Annotated in this window: 14 protein-coding genes; 1 reads left to right on the forward strand and 13 read right to left on the reverse strand. The window is 65.9% G+C overall.

The features are described 5' to 3' along the window. Positions 1-3: 3 nt before the first annotated feature. From tssK to tssA, 10 genes are all read right to left on the reverse strand, one after another. Positions 4-1338 (reverse strand): type VI secretion system baseplate subunit TssK, encoded by a 1335-nt coding sequence (gene tssK / locus FJW06_RS25760; RefSeq protein ID WP_140755825.1) that lies wholly within the window; start codon positions 1336-1338, stop codon positions 4-6. A gap of 35 nt (positions 1339-1373) precedes the next feature. Beyond that, positions 1374-1826, reverse strand: a complete 453-nt coding sequence (gene tssJ, locus FJW06_RS25765; protein ID WP_140755827.1) for a type VI secretion system lipoprotein TssJ — start codon at positions 1824-1826, stop codon at positions 1374-1376. Between the two features lie 4 nt (positions 1827-1830). Further along, entirely contained in the window at positions 1831-3282 is a 1452-nt protein-coding gene (gene tagH, locus FJW06_RS25770; RefSeq protein ID WP_140755829.1) for a type VI secretion system-associated FHA domain protein TagH, read from the reverse strand. Then, entirely contained in the window at positions 3279-4346 is a 1068-nt protein-coding gene (tssG, locus tag FJW06_RS25775) for a type VI secretion system baseplate subunit TssG (protein WP_140755831.1), read from the reverse strand. The genes tagH and tssG overlap by 4 nt, the downstream gene beginning before the upstream one ends. After that, positions 4310-6184 carry a type VI secretion system baseplate subunit TssF gene (tssF, locus tag FJW06_RS25780; protein WP_140755833.1) on the reverse strand — a complete coding sequence of 625 codons (1875 nt, stop codon included), beginning with the start codon at positions 6182-6184 and terminating at the stop codon, positions 4310-4312. Before tssF ends, tssG begins: the two co-directional genes overlap by 37 nt. Before the next feature lies 1 nt (position 6185). After that, complete coding sequence (tssE, locus tag FJW06_RS25785) at positions 6186-6938, reverse strand: type VI secretion system baseplate subunit TssE (protein WP_140755835.1); 753 nt, start codon at positions 6936-6938, stop codon at positions 6186-6188. Further along, positions 6925-7374 carry an Hcp family type VI secretion system effector gene (locus tag FJW06_RS25790; RefSeq protein WP_164772067.1) on the reverse strand — a complete coding sequence of 150 codons (450 nt, stop codon included), beginning with the start codon at positions 7372-7374 and terminating at the stop codon, positions 6925-6927. Before FJW06_RS25790 ends, tssE begins: the two co-directional genes overlap by 14 nt. Before the next feature lie 73 nt (positions 7375-7447). Then, the gene (tssC, locus tag FJW06_RS25795; protein WP_140755837.1) at positions 7448-8953 is read right to left on the reverse strand and encodes a type VI secretion system contractile sheath large subunit; all 1506 of its coding nucleotides are present in this window, start codon (positions 8951-8953) and stop codon (positions 7448-7450) included. A gap of 3 nt (positions 8954-8956) precedes the next feature. Further along, on the reverse strand, positions 8957-9493 hold the full coding sequence (gene tssB, locus FJW06_RS25800; RefSeq protein ID WP_140755839.1) for a type VI secretion system contractile sheath small subunit: 537 nt from the start codon (positions 9491-9493) through the stop codon (positions 8957-8959). A 6-nt stretch (positions 9494-9499) separates the two neighbouring features. Then, positions 9500-10675, reverse strand: coding sequence for a type VI secretion system protein TssA (gene tssA / locus FJW06_RS25805; protein ID WP_140755841.1), 1176 nt, complete (start codon positions 10673-10675; stop codon positions 9500-9502). Between the two features lie 331 nt (positions 10676-11006). Here tssA and tssH point away from each other — a divergent pair, with 331 nt between their 5' ends. Then, complete coding sequence (gene tssH, locus FJW06_RS25810; RefSeq protein WP_140755843.1) at positions 11007-13832, forward strand: type VI secretion system ATPase TssH; 2826 nt, start codon at positions 11007-11009, stop codon at positions 13830-13832. A gap of 25 nt (positions 13833-13857) precedes the next feature. On the opposite strand, the gene FJW06_RS25815 is transcribed toward tssH, so the two are convergent. The 3 genes from FJW06_RS25815 to FJW06_RS25825 all read right to left on the reverse strand — a co-directional run bounded on the left by FJW06_RS25815 (position 13858) and on the right by FJW06_RS25825 (position 15947). Continuing rightward, entirely contained in the window at positions 13858-14592 is a 735-nt protein-coding gene (locus FJW06_RS25815; RefSeq protein WP_140755845.1) for an SDR family oxidoreductase, read from the reverse strand. Between the two features lie 25 nt (positions 14593-14617). After that, positions 14618-15388: a fumarylacetoacetate hydrolase family protein gene (locus tag FJW06_RS25820; RefSeq protein WP_181178570.1), complete on the reverse strand. Its 771-nt coding sequence runs from the start codon at positions 15386-15388 to the stop codon at positions 14618-14620. Between the two features lie 109 nt (positions 15389-15497). Next, positions 15498-15947 (reverse strand): Lrp/AsnC family transcriptional regulator, encoded by a 450-nt coding sequence (locus FJW06_RS25825; RefSeq protein WP_140755849.1) that lies wholly within the window; start codon positions 15945-15947, stop codon positions 15498-15500. Between the last annotated feature and the right edge of the window lies 1 nt (position 15948).

Here is a 15948-nt window from a genome sequence, read left to right on the forward strand (position 1 = left end):
GCCTCACCTGTTCACCGAATAGCAGTCGACCTGCGGCTCGCTGGGCAGCACACCGGAAACGCCGATGATGAAGCCGGGGGCGTCGAGTAGCGAGGCCCAATGCTCGCTTTTCTGGTCCAGCTCCAGGCACAGACGGTCGCCGTCATAGGGGATCTCGCGCGGTTGCGAATGCAGCGGCTTCAGCGGAATGCCCGGCAGGCGCGACTTCCACAGGCCTTCGAACTGATCGGCCGAGCCGACCGTCGCCTGGTTGACGAAGATCTTGCGCAACGCGTCCTCCGAAAGCTCGGAGCCGACGCGGATGACGATGCGGCTGGCGACAAGCAGCTTCGGATTGTCGATGCGCACCTTCCACACATTGGTCGCGTGCCGCATGACCGGCAGCGCGCGCGACTTCGGCTCGATGTAGCGCAGGCTGAGGATCAGCGAACGCAATGCGTCGGCAAGCGCCATATAGGCGGGGCCGGGCGCCATGTGGTCGTAGGCCGGCAATTCGCCGAGCCGCCGCGAGCTTGAGCCGTAGGTGGCCATCTCGCCGGCGAGGCCGGCAAGCTCGAGGTAGAGCTCGGCCGGATGGAAGACATCCTGCGCCAGCATGTGGGCAAGACGTGGCCGCGCGGCGTTGGCGAGGTGCAGCATCAAGAGATCCTCGACGCTGCGGCCGGCTCCGCCCATCACCATCTTGCCATGCGCCTCGGCGATCTGGTCGAGGCCGGTGACGACCTCCTGCAGCAATTGCCGGTACCAGTGCACGGCGCCGGTGATCAGCGTCGGCGGCAGGAAGGCCTGGTCGAGCGAGACGCCGCCGTCGGCGCGCACGCCCGTGATGTCGGCGACCGGCAGCGCCGTGTAGCCGCCGACCGACTTGCCGGGCGCCAGCAGCACCGCTTGCGGCCGGGCGATTTCGATCTCTTCCGGATCGGCGCCGCCCTGCACGGCGTCGCGCACCGGGACGATCTTGCCGTGATAGCGCGCGCCCGTCGATGCCGCATGCGCCGGATCGAATCCGACGCCGCCGGGCGGCTCCAGCGGCAGCGCCACCAGCACCGGCCCGGCGCCGGTGTCGGCCATGACCGGCAGCGGCTTGGGCGCGTCCATCAGCTCCGGGATTGAGAAGGGCGTGCCGTCCGGGAAGATGCCCCGCGCGGACACGATCGACACTTGGCCGGCGTCGAGCAGCGACTGGTCGAGCGTCAGCTGCTGGAAGCCGAACGTGTGGAGCTGGCCGGCCTGCAACGCGCCGCGCACCATCCCCTCGAAGAACCGGTCCTGCTGCTGGAAATGCTGGGTCCTCAAGAAGAGTCCCTCGGACCACAGCACCCTGTTTGCGTCGCTCATGCCACTGCTCTCTGCACTGCCCTGTCGCCGGTTTGCTAGGCGGAGATGCCGCCCTTGCCGAGGCTGACATTGATGGTGAATTTCGACCCTGGCGAAACCGACTTGGTCGTGCGCCAGTTGCGCCCGCCCGGTTCGCGGATCAGCGCGACGAAGCCGAGCGCCGTCACGTTCGGTTCGACCGTGATGGTCTTTGCCGCCGTCTTGCCCGGAGCGACCGAGATGGCGTCCGACCCGATAAGGTCGGCGCCGAGCGCCGAACCGGCGTCGCCCTGCAGCGCGAAGTAATCGGCCGAGTTGAACTTGCCGGTGCTGGCAAGCCGCATCACCAGTACGGTCACCGGCCTGTCGCCGCCGCCCGGTCCCGGATTCATGCCGGCGCCGCCGGTCACGTTGACGGTGATGACCGATGGTTTCGGCGGGCCGCTCTGGCAAGCCGCAAGCAGCCCCGTGGCGCCGATGGCAACGATGAATTCGCGTCTGTCGATCATGTCCCTACTCCTCTTCATATGCGTCCCTGAAGTCTGCGCCGATCTCGCCCAGGAAGCTCGATTCCGCGCTCTGGGCGATGTCGCGATGGCGTTTCTGGTAGAGCTCCCACAGCTTGGCATTGCGCCCGCCGGCGAGCAGGTTGCCGATCGCCGAATTGGACTTGAGCTCTTCCTCGATCGCGGCCGGATCGAAGCGGTCGATCATGCGTCGCAGCGCCGCCTGCACGCCCCGCCAGGCGCGCACGTGATGCTGCGCGAGGTCCTTGACCGCGTCGCCGATCGCCGCCTCGCCGGACAGAAAGCCGGGACTGCGTTCCGCGATAATGGTGACGATGACATCCTCGACCGTCGGCAGGAATTTGAGCGGGTTGACTTCCGAAGATCCGACCACAGTCTGGGCGACGCGCGCGCTGCCCTTCTCCTCGGTGCGCTTGCGCAAGAGCTGCATCAGGCCGTCGAGCATCAGCCTGTATTCGCGCCCGAACTTCTCCATTTCGGCGACGGGATCGCGCCCGGGAAAATCGGCCTCCTCGACGCCCATGCCGCGCAGGAACGCCGCGCGCAGCGCCATGTCGCTGGGCGCCGGCTGCGTTCGGCGTGATGGCCTCGGCGCCGGAGCGGGACGCGGCGGCGCAGCGGGTTCGGCTGTCTGCGCCGGTATCCCCCATGGACGGGCGGCCTTGGGTTTCTCGGCGGGCCGCTCGATGCGATCGGCTGGATCGGCGCCGTGGCCGGAAGCGGGCGTCGCGGCTGGCCCGAAGCTGAAATCGTCGAAACCGGATGGTTTCGACGCGGGCTCGGGCATGTCGTTGCGCGATAGCATGTCGCCGAAGCCGAATGGGTCCGGCCGGTCGGCGGCGGGCTCTTCGCCCGAGGCCGGCGTCGCCACCGGATCGAGGCTGAACGGGTCGTCAAATGCGGGCGAGCTGCGCTGGTTGGAAGCGCGATCATAGGCTCCGGGCACAGGCTGCTCGAACGGATCGGGCAGTCCCGCCGGGCGCGGCCGCTGCGGCTCCTCCTCGACCTTGGCCGAGAAGAAGTCGTCGCCGCCGATGCTGGCAGGCGTACGTGCCTGTGGCGACGACCATGCCGGCGCGGCGTTGGCGATCGGCGCCTGGCCGATCGAGGTATGGCCGGCGCTGGGCTGCACCTCGACATGAAGCACGTAGTCGCCCATGCGCAGACGCATGCCGCTCTGCAGGCGTGTCGACCTGCCGGCGCCGAGCGGGCTGTCGGAATCGTCGATGAACAATCCGCTGCTCGACGTGTCGGTGACGTAATAGCCGTCGCGGCCGCCGCTGATCTTGCAGTGGGCGCGCGAGACGAACATGTCCGGATCGTCGATCTGCCAGCCGGCATCGGCGCTGCGGCCGATCACCAGCTCGCCCTCGTCCAGCCGGGTCTGCCTGACCACCTGCGAGCGCGGGCCTTGTTCCAGGGTCAGCAGCAGGCTCATGCGGCCGCCTCCGCCATGTCCGGCCGCCAGCCGACAATGGTGCGCAACCTGAGATCGTCCGCGTCGCCCTTTTCAGCCGGGCGTGAAAGCCAGGAGGTCCGGCCGAGCTGGATGGTCCCCATCTTCGGCGCAGGCACGGCGTCGCGCGCGAGCACGATCCTGAGATCGACGTCGAGCGCTTCGCCGATCATGTCGCGCACCGCCTTCTTGAACAGGGCAAGCCGCCGTTCGCCGCGCAGGAAGGACTTGAAATCGTCGAGGCCTAGCGGCCCGACGCGCAATTCGATCCGGCTTTGTCGGCTGAAGACGCGCGGCCCGATCGTCGCGCCGCCGCCGAGCGACGCATAGGCCTTACCGATGCGGCTCTGCAGCGCCTTCGGAATGGTGATCCAGGCGGCGACGAATTCCTTTATCTCAACCGGCACCTTGAAGGCGGTGGCGAGAAACAGCGTCAGCCGCTCAGCGCCGTCGACCTGGTTGGCCAGCGATCCGGCCTGGCGCAGCCGCACCGTGTCGAGCTCCGGATCCTGGGTGCCGGGAAGGCCGATGCCCGCCATGGCTTCCAGCATGGCGCGGACGCGTCCGCCGACCGAACGTTCGACCTGCACTGCCGGATGCGCATCCGCCCATGCGCGGTAATAAAGCGCGATCATGCGATGCTGCAGGATGTTGACGAAGTCGACGAAGGTCGTGTCGCTGGTCTGCTCGGCGTCGGCGCCGGTGAACCAGCGCTGCGACAGCCGGTCGAGCACCCAGCGCGTCAGATGCAGCGGCATCGGCCCTTCCGGTCCGAGCAGGCCGAGATTGGCGACGGCCACCCGCGCCGGAGCCTTATCCCCGGCATCCTGGAACTTGACGACATCCCGGGCCGAGAAGCTCAGGCGCACATGCTGGCCGAGCCTTGCCGGCTCGCGCTCCGCTGTCCCGGAATGCCCGAACAGTCCGCGCCGCTGCTCCAGCCGGCGCAGCAGCTCGAAGAAGTCATAGCCCTCCGACAGCGGCTCCGCCTCGGCCGGGGCGGGGCGCGCTAGATCAGGTAGCGATTGCCGGGCGTCATCGGCCATGGCACATCCTCCTGCTTCTGCAGCAGCCGCGTACGCGTCCGCACGAAACCGTTTATGCCCGCATGGCGAGCGAACAGCCGCGCCAGCAGGGCCGAAAGCAGCAGCGTGCTCTGGCCCGCCAGCACCGACTGGTCGACATGCAGCGTCACCTCCGTGCCGCGCCCGAAACACATCGGACCATCGATCTTGAGTCGCTCAATCACCGGGCGCGAGTCGATGCGGGTGATCGAATGAACGTTGCGGGCAAGGCTCGGATCGCCGCGATCGGCGTAGAGGTCGAGCAAGGCATGCAGCGGATCGACGCCGCGGCCTTCCTTGGCGAGGCTGAGGAAATTGAGCGAGAGCTGCGCCACAAGCCGCCAGGCGAGATTGTCGGCGCGGGATTCACCTTCGGCGCCGGCCGGCAGCGCTGCCGGGATCGCCGGCTGCGGCGGCCGCAGCGCGCCGAGCAGCCGCACCGCTTCCACCGGATCGGCGGTCTCCAGCGTCAGCGTCGGCGTGTCGTCCAGGATCGGCAGGTCGCGGTTGGTGCAGAGCGCCATCACGTCGAGCCGCTTGAGCGGCCGGTTCGGCTGGCTGCCGGCCGGACGCGAGACTGCGATAAAGACATCGTCGCCGGTGTAGGAGGTGCGGGTCAGGCCGTCGCGCCGTTCGTCCTCCGTCGCCCGGCGCGGACGCCGCTCGGCCGAATAGACCCAGCCGCTGCCGCGGTTCTGCCCCAGGCTGAACAGTTCGGGGATGGTCGCCTCGTTGCCTTCCGCATCGGCGTCTTCCACCCGGGTGACGCGGAAGATCTCGAAATCCCGCGCCCGCGTGCGGTCGGCATGTAGCACCTGGCGCGTCCGCCGCGGATCGATCTCGATGACGTTGCACTCGCGCTCGAAGAGATTGATGATCGGCGTTGCGAACAGCTCGAAATCGGCCACCGTCACATCGGCGAGTTCCGGCACCGGGCGCCGGAACAGGAAGATAATCTCCATTCCCGCATCGCACTTGCGCACCACAGGCTGCAGGCCAGCGACCCGGACATAATGGAAGCGCTCCGGGATCATGAAATATTCGCGCAGCAGCCGGTATCCCTCGAAGGTCGGGCGGGTGCGCGGCATCAGCGCTTCATCGTCGTGGATGCCGATCATTTCGGGTTCGGGCAGCGCCGTGAGCGGATTGGTCTTGCCTTCCGCCCGCGCGCCGACGGCCGAGCAGGCGCCGAAGATCGCGTCGAAGATGAGCGGCGCCTTGGTGCGTCCGGCGAAATAGAGGTCCAGACGGTCGAGCGACAATTCGCCGAGCTTGCCCTTTCCGGTCCGCGCGAGCGCGATGCGGAACGCCGCTTCGCCGCGCACGCCGCCGACCGGCGCGATGCCGGCGGCGGCCAGCGCGCTGCGATCCTGGAAATAGCTGACCGAGGTGATCGCGATCGGCCACAACGTGACCTGCTGCGCGGTGGTGAAGGTCGACCGTGTCGACAGCCCCGGATGCAGGCCCGAGACCAGCCGCGTGCCGCGCGCGACGGCGTGGCCGGTGATCATCGACTGCACCTGCTGTCCGGGTTTCAGCACGGCCATCGCCGTCGCCGGCGCCGGCGTCACCAGGTCCGGATAGAGAACGTCGAGCACGGCGCGCGAAAAGCGCGAGCGCTCCGCGTCGACCTTCAGCCTGGTGCGCGCGGCAAGGAAGGCCACGCCGTCGAGCAGCCGTTCGACATAGGGATCGGGGCAGGGGACGGTGTCGAGGGAAAGGTTGCGGGCGACCGCCGGATGCATGTCGGCGAATTCCGCGGCCAGCGCGCGGATATGGGTCAGTTCCTCTTCGTAATACTCCACGAAGACCCGATCCATCTCAGGTCTCCCGGAATTCGGTCCGCGCCAGACCGTTGTCGAGATTGATCGTGGTGCGCAGCCGCATGCGTTCCGGCGTCGGCGTCATGATCAGCACGGCGTCGATCTCGATCTTGAGGCCGACGGTCTTGTCGCCGAGCGTGACGTTCACGGCCGTCGCGCTTTCCTTGAGACGCGGCTCGAAGGTGGCGAGCACCGCGCGGATTTCGCGCGCCAGGGTATCGCGGTCGAAATCCCGCGACGAGCGGCCCGAAAAGGAAGGCACGCCGTAATTCACCACGCTGCGGCGCACTTCCGGAAAATCGGCAAGCGGCGGCAACTCATCCAAGGGCTGTTCATGCTCGGCGTCGGAAAGCATCGGGACGGATTCGAAGCGCTCGGTGTTGAACAGGGCTTCTATGTCGCGCCGGACCGCTTCCCTGAGCACGCGTGCCGACACCACCACGCCGCGGTTTTCGATCTCGGCGCGATGCTCGGTCTGGAACACCAGCCTGTGCAGGCGCCGTTTCTGCTCGGGCGTCAATTCTGCATCGGCATCGATGACGCGCGCGCTGCCGGCAAGAAGAGCCTCGACGCGCTCGGCGCCGAGTTCTTCTTCCAGCAGGCGGCGCAGCCCGTCGATCTCCGACGTCAGCCCGGGCAAATCGTTGACGAGGCGGTCCCAGAGGGAGGGCTGGACCGCCTCGCGTTTTGCCCGCGAACTGCCGGCGAGCTGCGCTTTTGCGCCAGGCCGCTTGGCCTCACTTGCCGACATAGACGTCCATTTCGATCTCGTCGTCCTTGTCGTAGACGAACTTGATCTTCTTGTAGGCGAAGCTGACCTCTTCCTCGATGAGGTCCGCCTCGTCGCGAGCCTGCCGCATGTCGTATTCCATGATCGAGGCATCGGTGAGCGTGACCACCAAGTAGTCGCTGGTCTCGCCGTCGATGGTGCGACGGGCCGAAAACACCACCTCGTCCAGCGCCTTGTTCTCGAACAGCGCCTTCTTCAGGTAGGGCGACGACTTGTCGTAGTGCTTGAAGAATTTGATCATTCCCATCGACACGCGGCCGCGCCGCGACAGCGAATTCGGGTCGTAGGGCGCGATCATCTTGTAATCGACGCCATGGATCTCGATTTCGTCTTCATGGCCGTCGCGCTTGCTCGGACCCTTGATGTCCGGGACTTTCAGGAAGCCGTCGATCTTCATCGAAGGCGCATCGGTTCTCTCTGGCATTGTCTTTCTCCACCGCTACGAAACAAGATGACTTTGCTTATCAATTTCAGCCCTTCACCGACGGCAGTTCCGACACCAGCCGGAGAGAGGCGTTGATGCCTTCCAGCTGGTAGTGCGGACGCAGGTAGAAACGGGCATTGTAGTAACCGGGCCGGCCTTCGACGCTGTCGACCTGGACCTCGGCCGCGGCAAGCGGGCGCTTGGCGCGCGCCTTGTCGTCGGCAAAGGCTGGATTGGCCAGCACGTACCGGTTGATCCATTCGGTCAACCAGATCTCCATGTCGGTGCGTTCCTTGAACGAGCCGATCTTGTCGCGCGCGATTGCCTTGAGGTAGTGCGCGAAGCGCGAGACCGGGAACAGGTAGGGCAGGTTGGCGGAGAGCCGCTCGTTGGCCTGCGCGTCCGGATCGACCAGGCGGCCGGCCCGCGTCTCGTCGTCCTGCAGCGAATGCGCGCCGATGAAGGCAGCGAGATCGGTATTCTTGCGGTGCAGGATCGGCATCAGGCCCAGCTTCGCCAGCTCCGCCTCGCGCCGGTCGTCAATGGCGACCTCGGTCGGGCATTTCATCGCAATCGACCCGTCGTCGGTCGGGAAGGCGTGCACCGGCAGGTTGAGCACCGTGCCGCCGTTTTCGACACCGCGGATCTGCGTGCCCCAGCCATAGAGCTTGTGGCTGCGGTTGATGTTGACGCCCATCGGGAAGGCGGCGTTCATCCAGACATATTTGTTGTGGTCGCCGCCCACTTCCTCCTCGAAGGTGAAGCCCTTCACCGGGACGGTCTCCGAGCCGTAGGGCAGGCGCGCCAGCACGCGCGGCATGGTAAGCCCGATATAGCGGGCGTCCTCGCTTTCGCGCAGCGACTGCCAGGACGCATAGGCCGGGTTGTTGACGATCATCTGCAGGTCCTGCGGATTCGGCAGCTCCTGCCAGCTGTCCATGCGGAACAGCCGCGGCGAGGCGGCCGCGATGAACGGCGTGTGCGCCGAGGCGCAGACACCGGAAATGTTGCGCAGCAGGCTGACGTCGCGCGGATGGTTGGAGAATTCGTAGGCGCCGATGATGCAGCCGATCGGCTCGCCGCCCAGCATCGAATACTCGTCCGTGTAGACCTTCTTGAAGATGGGGCTCTGGTCCCACATCTGGCCTTCATAGTCTTCCAGCGTGTCGGCCAGCTGCTCCTTGGAGATATTCATCACCCGGATCTTCAGCTTGGTATCCGTCTCGGTGTTGTTCACCAGGTACCAGAGGCCGCGCCAGGTGCCCTCCATCTCACGCACTTCCGGCGCATGCAGGATCTCGTTGACCTGCGTCGTCAGCATCTTGTCGATGCCGGCGATCAGCGACTTGATCGACTTGATCGCGTTGGACGAGATCGTCGTCGTCTCGGAGCGCGATTGCGCGGCCAAAGCCAGGTTGCGCACCAGCTGCTGCAGCTTCTCGCTGTCGTCCTTCTTGACCTTGAAATCCTTTTCAAGGAGTCCGCTGAACTCGCCGAGATCGATGGCTTCCGCCTCGGCGGTGGCGGCTGCTGTCTTTTGCTGTTCGGCCATGACTTACTCCTCGCCCTTGCCGTCATCCATCGCCTGGCTGGCGACCTTGCTCAGCAGCGGCTCGTTGTTCAGAAGCTGCGCGATGCGTTTTTCGGCGTCGACGCGACCGTCCATGAAGCCCAGCAGCTCTTCGAGCTGACGGCGCATCTTCAGGATTTCGGCCAGTTGCGGGACCTGCTCGGCGATCTTGTCCGGCGCGAAGTCGCCCATCTTCGAAAAGGTGAGATCGACCATGAGCTCTTCCTCACGCTCCTGGCCTTCGGCCTGCGGCAGGGTGTTCTTCACCCGCGCCTTCACGCGCGGCCCCATCGCTTCCATGAATTTCGGGAAGCGGTTGGCGTCGGTTTCGACGAAGTTGCGGTCAAGCACCGACTTCGACGCTTCCTTGGTCTGCGACGCGCCGGCAAGATCGGCCATCACGGCCATGACGAACGGCAGTTCGATCGTCGTCGGGCTGCCGTAGGTTTCGACATCGTAGGCGATCTGCACGCGCGGCGCGCGGTTTCTTTCGATGACCTTCGCTTTGCTCTCTGCTGGCATGCTTTTCTACCTTTCATCCTTCTGGGCCGGCTTCTTGGGATCGGGGACACCGGCAAGCAGCCGGAATTCCTTCAGCCCCGACGGGGCGAGATCTTCCATCAGTTCCACGAAATCCATGTGCACCATCCGGCGCACGCGCCGGGCGAGATGTGGGATGGGGCTGGACGGCTCGGTGCGGTCGTAAAAGGCGACGACGAGGTCGAGGCATTTGACGACTTCGTCGCGCGAGTTGATCCGGTCCGGCAGACCGGTGCTCGCCCCCACGGGGCTTGCCACACTTGCCATCGTCTCGGCTCCATGACCGTTGCGGGCGGGCATTGCTGGTTCCACCGTCGCCTGCGGACCGGGGTTCGCGGCACCGTTCGCCGTGGCGCCGGCACCGGAATTCCGCTCCAGCGTCGTCAGCAAACGCTGCAGGAACTTCTTCAATTCCGGGACGGTGGCGCCGTGGCCTTCGATGCGGGCGTTGAGCGCGGCGTCCACCGCGTCGAGGGCGGCGATCGCGGCCCGCGCGTCGGCCAGCAGCGACGTCATCGCCTCGCCGGCCTGATCGATTTGCGCCGCGCATCCGGCGCGCACCCGGTTCAGCAACTGGTTGTGCGCGCTCACCAATGCCGCCTTTTCGGCGGCGTTCAGCCCTGAGGCCGCTTCCTGCAGCATGACGCGCTCGTCGAGCGCGCCCTGTTCCAGGTCGCGTCCGCTGATCGGCCCGACCTGGCGCGGTGAAAAGAAGATGGTTCCGCGCAGGTTCGCCAGCAGGCCTTGCTGGGCGTTCTGGAGATCGAGCAACGCGTTGATGCGACGCAAGGCGGCCTCGCGCGGCGGCGCGTTCGCCCTCAATGCGGGATGCATCGTGTCCCAATGCTGGTCGAAGGTCCTGGCAATAAGCGTCAGGCCCTGGGCGAGGCCGGCCAGCCCTTCCTCGCTGGCCAAGGCCCGTGCGACGATGACCAGCAGGCGCAGGTCCCGGCCGCGGGTGCGCAACTCTTCGGCCTTTTCGAGCACTGCCGCCCAGTCGACCGGACTGGATTGCGATGTGGGCTTGCCGTTGCCGTCGTAAACAACCTTGAGCTGAGGCTCGGTCAGGCGCTCCAGCTCATGAAAGGCCGGGTCGCTGCGCAAGTCCTCTCCCGACGGATTCTCACCGTCCAGAGGATTCAGCCAGAGTGCGAGATCAATCACACTAACCCCCAGCCAGCGGCCCTGAGACCCCTGTGTGACGTAACGTTATCACTGGCCTCATGCGACGACAATTGAGCATCTGCGCAAAACCTAACGGAAGCTAAACGCGACCGTTCTCTTCGGCGAAACCCATTGCGCGATTGCCGGACCGGGTATGTGAAATGGCTCGCATAGCCCGCCCGGCAATCATGTTTGTTGGCCAGAGTTTGCAAGGCTTGTGTAACCGGGCGGTGCCGCCCGGACAGGTCCAAACGTCTTGTCCGTCACGCGGCTTTGTCAAGCAGCCGCTTATATGGCAGGGTACTGTCGGCAGAGTGCGGGAGCAGGTTCGATGGAACAGCGCCGGTCATCGCAGAGCTTCAAGCGTAAGGAACTGGTCGCCAAGCTCAACGCCACGGGGGTGCGCGCCTTCAAGGCCGCGGCCGACACGGCCAAGCTACGCGGTAATCCCTATGTCGAGCTCGCCCATTTCATCCAGCAACTGGTGCTGTCCGAGCGCTCGGATGTGCAAATGATCGTCGCCGACGCCGGACTGGATGTCAGCCGGCTGACGGCCGACATGACCCGCGCCATCGACAAGCTGCCCTATGGCGCGACCTCGGTAGAGGAATTCTCTGACCACATCTTCCACGCCATCCAGGAGGGCTGGAATCTGGCGATGCTGGAATTCGGCGTCGAAGAGGTGCGCAGCGCCCATATCCTGCTTGCCTGCTTGAAGACGCCGGCGCTGGAGGGCTTGGTTTCCAAGATCAGCGCCGTGTTCGACAAGATCGACGCTGACGGAGTAATTTCCCGCTTCGCCGATGTCACTGAAGGCTCGCTCGAAGCCGGCTCACCTCCTGCTGCCGCTTCTACCGAGACGCCGATGAAGCGCGGCCCCGGCGGGGACTCGGCGCTGGCGAAATACGCAACCGACCTCACCCAGCGCGCCCGCGACGGCAAGATCGATCCCGTCGTCGGCCGCGATCCGGAGATCAGGCAGATCGTCGATATCCTGATGCGACGCCGGCAAAACAACCCGATCCTCACCGGCGAGGCCGGCGTCGGCAAGACAGCGGTGGTCGAGGGATTTGCGCTCCGCATCGCTCAGGGCGACGTGCCGCCGACATTGCAGAATGTCAGCGTGCGCATGCTCGATGTCGGGCTGATGCAGGCGGGCGCCAGTGTCAAGGGCGAGTTCGAGAAGCGGCTCAAGGCCGTCATCGATGAGGTTCAAGCCTCCGAGGTGCCGATCATCCTGTTCATCGACGAGGCGCATACGCTGATCGGCGCCGGCGGCGCGGCCGGGACCGGCGATGCCGCCAATCTCTTGAAACCGGCATTGGCGCGCGGCGAGCTGCGGACCATCGCGGCCACGACCTGGGCCGAGTACAAGCAGCATATCGAGAAGGACCCGGCGCTCACTCGTCGCTTCCAGGTGGTCAAGATCGACGAGCCCTCGGAAGCGGGGGCCGTGCTGATGCTGCGCGGCGTCGCAGGGGTCCTGGAGCAGCACCACAAGGTGCAGATCCTGGACGAGGCGATCGAGGCGGCCGTCTCGCTTTCGCATCGCTATATCCCGGCCAGACAGCTGCCGGACAAAGCCGTCAGCCTGCTCGACACCGCCTGCGCCCGCGTCGCGGTCTCGCAGCATGCCACGCCGGCCGAGGTCGAGGACATATTGCGCCGCCGTCAGGCGCTGGAGGTCGAGAGCGGCATCATCGGCCGCGAGGCGGCGATCGGCATCGACGTCTCCGACCGGCAGGCCCGCATCGACGTCGGGCTGGCGGAAACCGAGACGACCTTGGCCGCCGCGCAGGCGCGCTGGGACCGGGAAAAGGCGCTGGTCACCGAGATACTCGACCTGCGTGCAAAATTGCGTGGCGAGGGCGTGCCGCTCGACGAGGCAGCGGGCGAAGATGCCGCCGCGGAGACGGGACGCGCGGAGGGCGTAGCGCCCGAGCAAAAGGCTCTCGAAAGCAAGATTGGCGAGAGCAAGGCTGACGAGACGAAGAAGACGAAGGCCTCGAAAGCCAATGGGGCCAAGCTTGCGAACGCCGAAGCAGTGTCCGCCGAGCCGGCAGACGAAGCGGCCGCCAACCTGGCGCGGTTGCGCGAGCTGATGGCCGATCTTGCCGCCGCGCAAGGCGAGACACCGCTCATCCTGCCCTCGGTCGACCGCAATGCGGTCGCCGCCGTGGTGCAGGATTGGACCGGCATCCCGACCGGACGCATGCTCTCCAGCCAGACCGAAAAGGCGCTCAAGCTTGCCGCGACCCTGTCCGAGCGCGTCGTTGGCCAGGATCACGCGATGGAGATGATCGCCAGGCGCGTGCAGACCAGCCGCGCCGGCCTCGGCGCGCCGGAAAAACCGGTCGGCGTGTTCCTGCTTTGCGGCCCCTCCGGCGTCGGCAAGACCGAGACTGCGCTGGCGCTCGCCGAGACGCTTTACGGCGGCGAGCAGAACCTGATCTCAATCAACATGTCGGAGTTCCAGGAAGCGCACACCGTCTCGACGCTCAAGGGCGCGCCGCCCGGCTATGTCGGCTACGGCAAGGGCGGCATCCTGACCGAGGCGGTACGCAGGAAACCCTATTCGGTGATCCTGCTCGACGAGGTCGAGAAGGCGCACCCCGACGTGCACGAGATCTTCTTCCAGGTCTTCGACAAAGGCATGATGGACGACAGCGAAGGCCGTCGCATCGACTTCAAGAACACGCTGATCCTACTCACCTCGAATGTCGGTTCCGAAGTGATCATGGATCGTACGAAGAACGGCACGGTGCGGACCGGCATCGACGATCTCGACGCCGCGCTACGCGTCCCGTTGCTGAAGGTGTTCCCGGCTGCCTTCCTCGGCCGGGTTGTCACGATACCTTATTACCCGTTGTCGGATTCCATGATCGAGGCGATCGCCCGGCATCAGTTCGGCAAGATCGCGCGCCGCCTCAAGGCCACGAACGACGCCGAACTGGTGATCGGCGACGGCGTGATGGATCTGGTCAAGGCGCGCTGCACCGAAATCGAATCCGGCGGCCGCATGATCGACGCCATCCTCACCAACACGCTGCTGCCGGAACTCAGCCGCGGCGTGCTCAACCGCTCGCTCGAGGGCAAGAAGATGGTGAAGGTCATCGTGGGTGCGTCGCCGGAAGGATTTACCTACGCGTTCGAATAGACCTCGACCGTGAGGGACGCCGCCTTCAGATGGACCAGAGCGCGCCGCCGTCGCAGGCGACGGCCTGGCCGGTGATGTAGGAAGCGCGGTCGGAGGCGAGAAAGGCGGCCAGCGCCGCGAACTCTTCGGGGCGGCCGATGCGCCTGGCGGGTATGGCCTGGCTCACCTTTTCCAGGTCGAGCTTCGCATCCGCCAGCCTCTCGGTCAGCGTATAGCCCGGCATCAGCGCGTTGAAGGTGATGCCGTTCGCCCCTTCTTCCTTGCTCAGCGTGTTGATCAGTCCGTGGATGCCGGCGCGCAGCGAGTTGGAGAGCGCGAAGCGGTTGATCGGCTCCTTCGCGGCGATGGAGGTCACGAACAGCACGCGGCCCCATTTCTTCTCGCGCATCGAAGGCAGCACCGCCCGCACGATCTCCACCGCGCTCATGAACAGATTGTCGAACGCGGCGCGCCATTGCTCGATGGTGATCTCGTCGAAGGGTGCGGTGGGCGGGCCGCCGGTGTTGACCACCACGATATCCGGGGCACCGAGCGTCGCCTTGGCGCGCTCCACCAGCTCCGTAGCTGCGCCCGGCTTCGCGAGGTCGCAGACGAGCGCCGTCGCGCCGATCTCGCGGGCCGTCTGCTCCAGCGCGGTGCCGGTGCGGGCGCAGATCGCCACGCGCGCGCCTTCGTCCAGCAATTCCTTGGCCACCGCGCGGCCGAGTCCTTTCGATGCGCCCAGCACGAGCGCGTTCCTGCCCTTCAATCCAAGATTCATCCGTCCTCTCCGATGATGCCGCGCGTCAGGCGCCGCTGACCTCGACACTGCCAAGACCGGCAATGTCGAACCGATAGGAAAACGCCTTGTCGGGGAAGCGCGTGCGCACGATGCTGCCCGTCATGACGATGTCGCCCGCCTTCATGCCTCTGCCGGAAGCGCCGAGATGGTCGGCCAGCCAGGCCAGCGGCTCATAGGGGTGCCCGAGCGCATCGGCGCCGACCCCTCTGCCGATCTCGACGCCGTCCTGATAGACGACCGCCTCGACTTTCTCGAGCGCTGCGGGCGGGGGGACGAAATCGCCCAGCACCACGCCGGCATTCCACGAATTGTCGGCCACCAGCGAGCGGACATCCAGCACCGAATAATCGGCGTGGCGATCGTCCACCACCTCGACCGCCGCGCAGACGCCATCGACCGCCGCGGCGACCTCGCTGCGTGTATAGGGCGCGGCGCGCGGCGCAAGATCGCGGCCGAGCCGGGCGCAGATCTCGAACTCCACGCCGAGATGGCCGTAACCGGTCAGCGAGAGCTTGGCTCCGCTGTGCATCACCCGCCGCCCGAAAACCGTGCCGGCGACCGGATGGTCGATCCCGCACATGCTCTGCATGCTGTGCGAGGTCAGGCCGATCTTGTAACCGGCTATGTGGTCGTCGCCGATGATCGCCCCGACATAGGCATCCTGCACCTTGTAGGCGGAGGCAAGGTCCGACAATCCCGCGATCGTCACGAACTGTGTGTTGTCTCGATGGCCACGCACCAAATCTTGCGCCGCCCCAACGATATCGAATGCCATGTCAGATCCCTCCATTTCCGCTCGCCTATTCGCTCGACGATTGCCGGACCAACGCGTGACAGGCCATCGACCTGAGCGGCGATATCGCTTGCACCAAGATTTCTCCGGCCTAGAGATTGGTCTCATCGGGATTGAGCACCACCATCGTCGACGTCTCCGCCACCGATGGGATCGATTGCAGCACGTTGCTGATGAATTCGCGAAGCGCCGCGATGTCCTTCACCCATACCCGCAGCAGGTAGTCGATGTTTCCCGTCACGAGCAGGCATTCGGTAATCTCCGGGTGTTTCGCCACTTCATCCAGAAACTGGCCCGCTCCCTCCGGGCCTTGCTGCCCCAGGCGCACGGAAACCATCACGCAGACGCCGAGGCCCAGCGCTGCCGGATTGATGCGGGCCGCGTAGCCTTGGATCACGCCCGTCTCCTCGAGCCGCTTCAGCCGGCGGGCGCAGGGCGTGGGCGAAAGGCCAACGCGCTCGGCCAGATCCACCGTCGAGACGCGGCCGTCCTGCCGCAGCTCGCGCAGGATGCGATGGTCGGTGGCGTCCAGTGGAACCATG

Source organism: Mesorhizobium sp. B4-1-3 (assembly GCF_006439355.1).
Taxonomy (GTDB): Bacteria; Pseudomonadota; Alphaproteobacteria; order Rhizobiales; family Rhizobiaceae; genus Mesorhizobium.

Coding starts and splice junctions, on each gene's coding strand:
- FJW06_RS25815 (WP_140755845.1), bottom strand. CDS start 14,592: ATGAATCTTGGATTGAAGGGCAGGAACGCGCTCGTGCTGGGCGCATCG.
- tssE (WP_140755835.1), bottom strand. CDS start 6,938: ATGTCGGCAAGTGAGGCCAAGCGGCCTGGCGCAAAAGCGCAGCTCGCC.
- FJW06_RS25790 (WP_164772067.1), bottom strand. CDS start 7,374: ATGAAGATCGACGGCTTCCTGAAAGTCCCGGACATCAAGGGTCCGAGC.
- FJW06_RS25820 (WP_181178570.1), bottom strand. CDS start 15,388: ATGGCATTCGATATCGTTGGGGCGGCGCAAGATTTGGTGCGTGGCCAT.
- tssJ (WP_140755827.1), bottom strand. CDS start 1,826: ATGATCGACAGACGCGAATTCATCGTTGCCATCGGCGCCACGGGGCTG.
- tssB (WP_140755839.1), bottom strand. CDS start 9,493: ATGCCAGCAGAGAGCAAAGCGAAGGTCATCGAAAGAAACCGCGCGCCG.
- FJW06_RS25825 (WP_140755849.1), bottom strand. CDS start 15,947: ATGGTTCCACTGGACGCCACCGACCATCGCATCCTGCGCGAGCTGCGG.
- tssC (WP_140755837.1), bottom strand. CDS start 8,953: ATGGCCGAACAGCAAAAGACAGCAGCCGCCACCGCCGAGGCGGAAGCC.
- tssF (WP_140755833.1), bottom strand. CDS start 6,184: ATGGATCGGGTCTTCGTGGAGTATTACGAAGAGGAACTGACCCATATC.
- tssG (WP_140755831.1), bottom strand. CDS start 4,346: ATGGCCGATGACGCCCGGCAATCGCTACCTGATCTAGCGCGCCCCGCC.
- tssH (WP_140755843.1), top strand. CDS start 11,007: ATGGAACAGCGCCGGTCATCGCAGAGCTTCAAGCGTAAGGAACTGGTC.
- tssK (WP_140755825.1), bottom strand. CDS start 1,338: ATGAGCGACGCAAACAGGGTGCTGTGGTCCGAGGGACTCTTCTTGAGG.
- tagH (WP_140755829.1), bottom strand. CDS start 3,282: ATGAGCCTGCTGCTGACCCTGGAACAAGGCCCGCGCTCGCAGGTGGTC.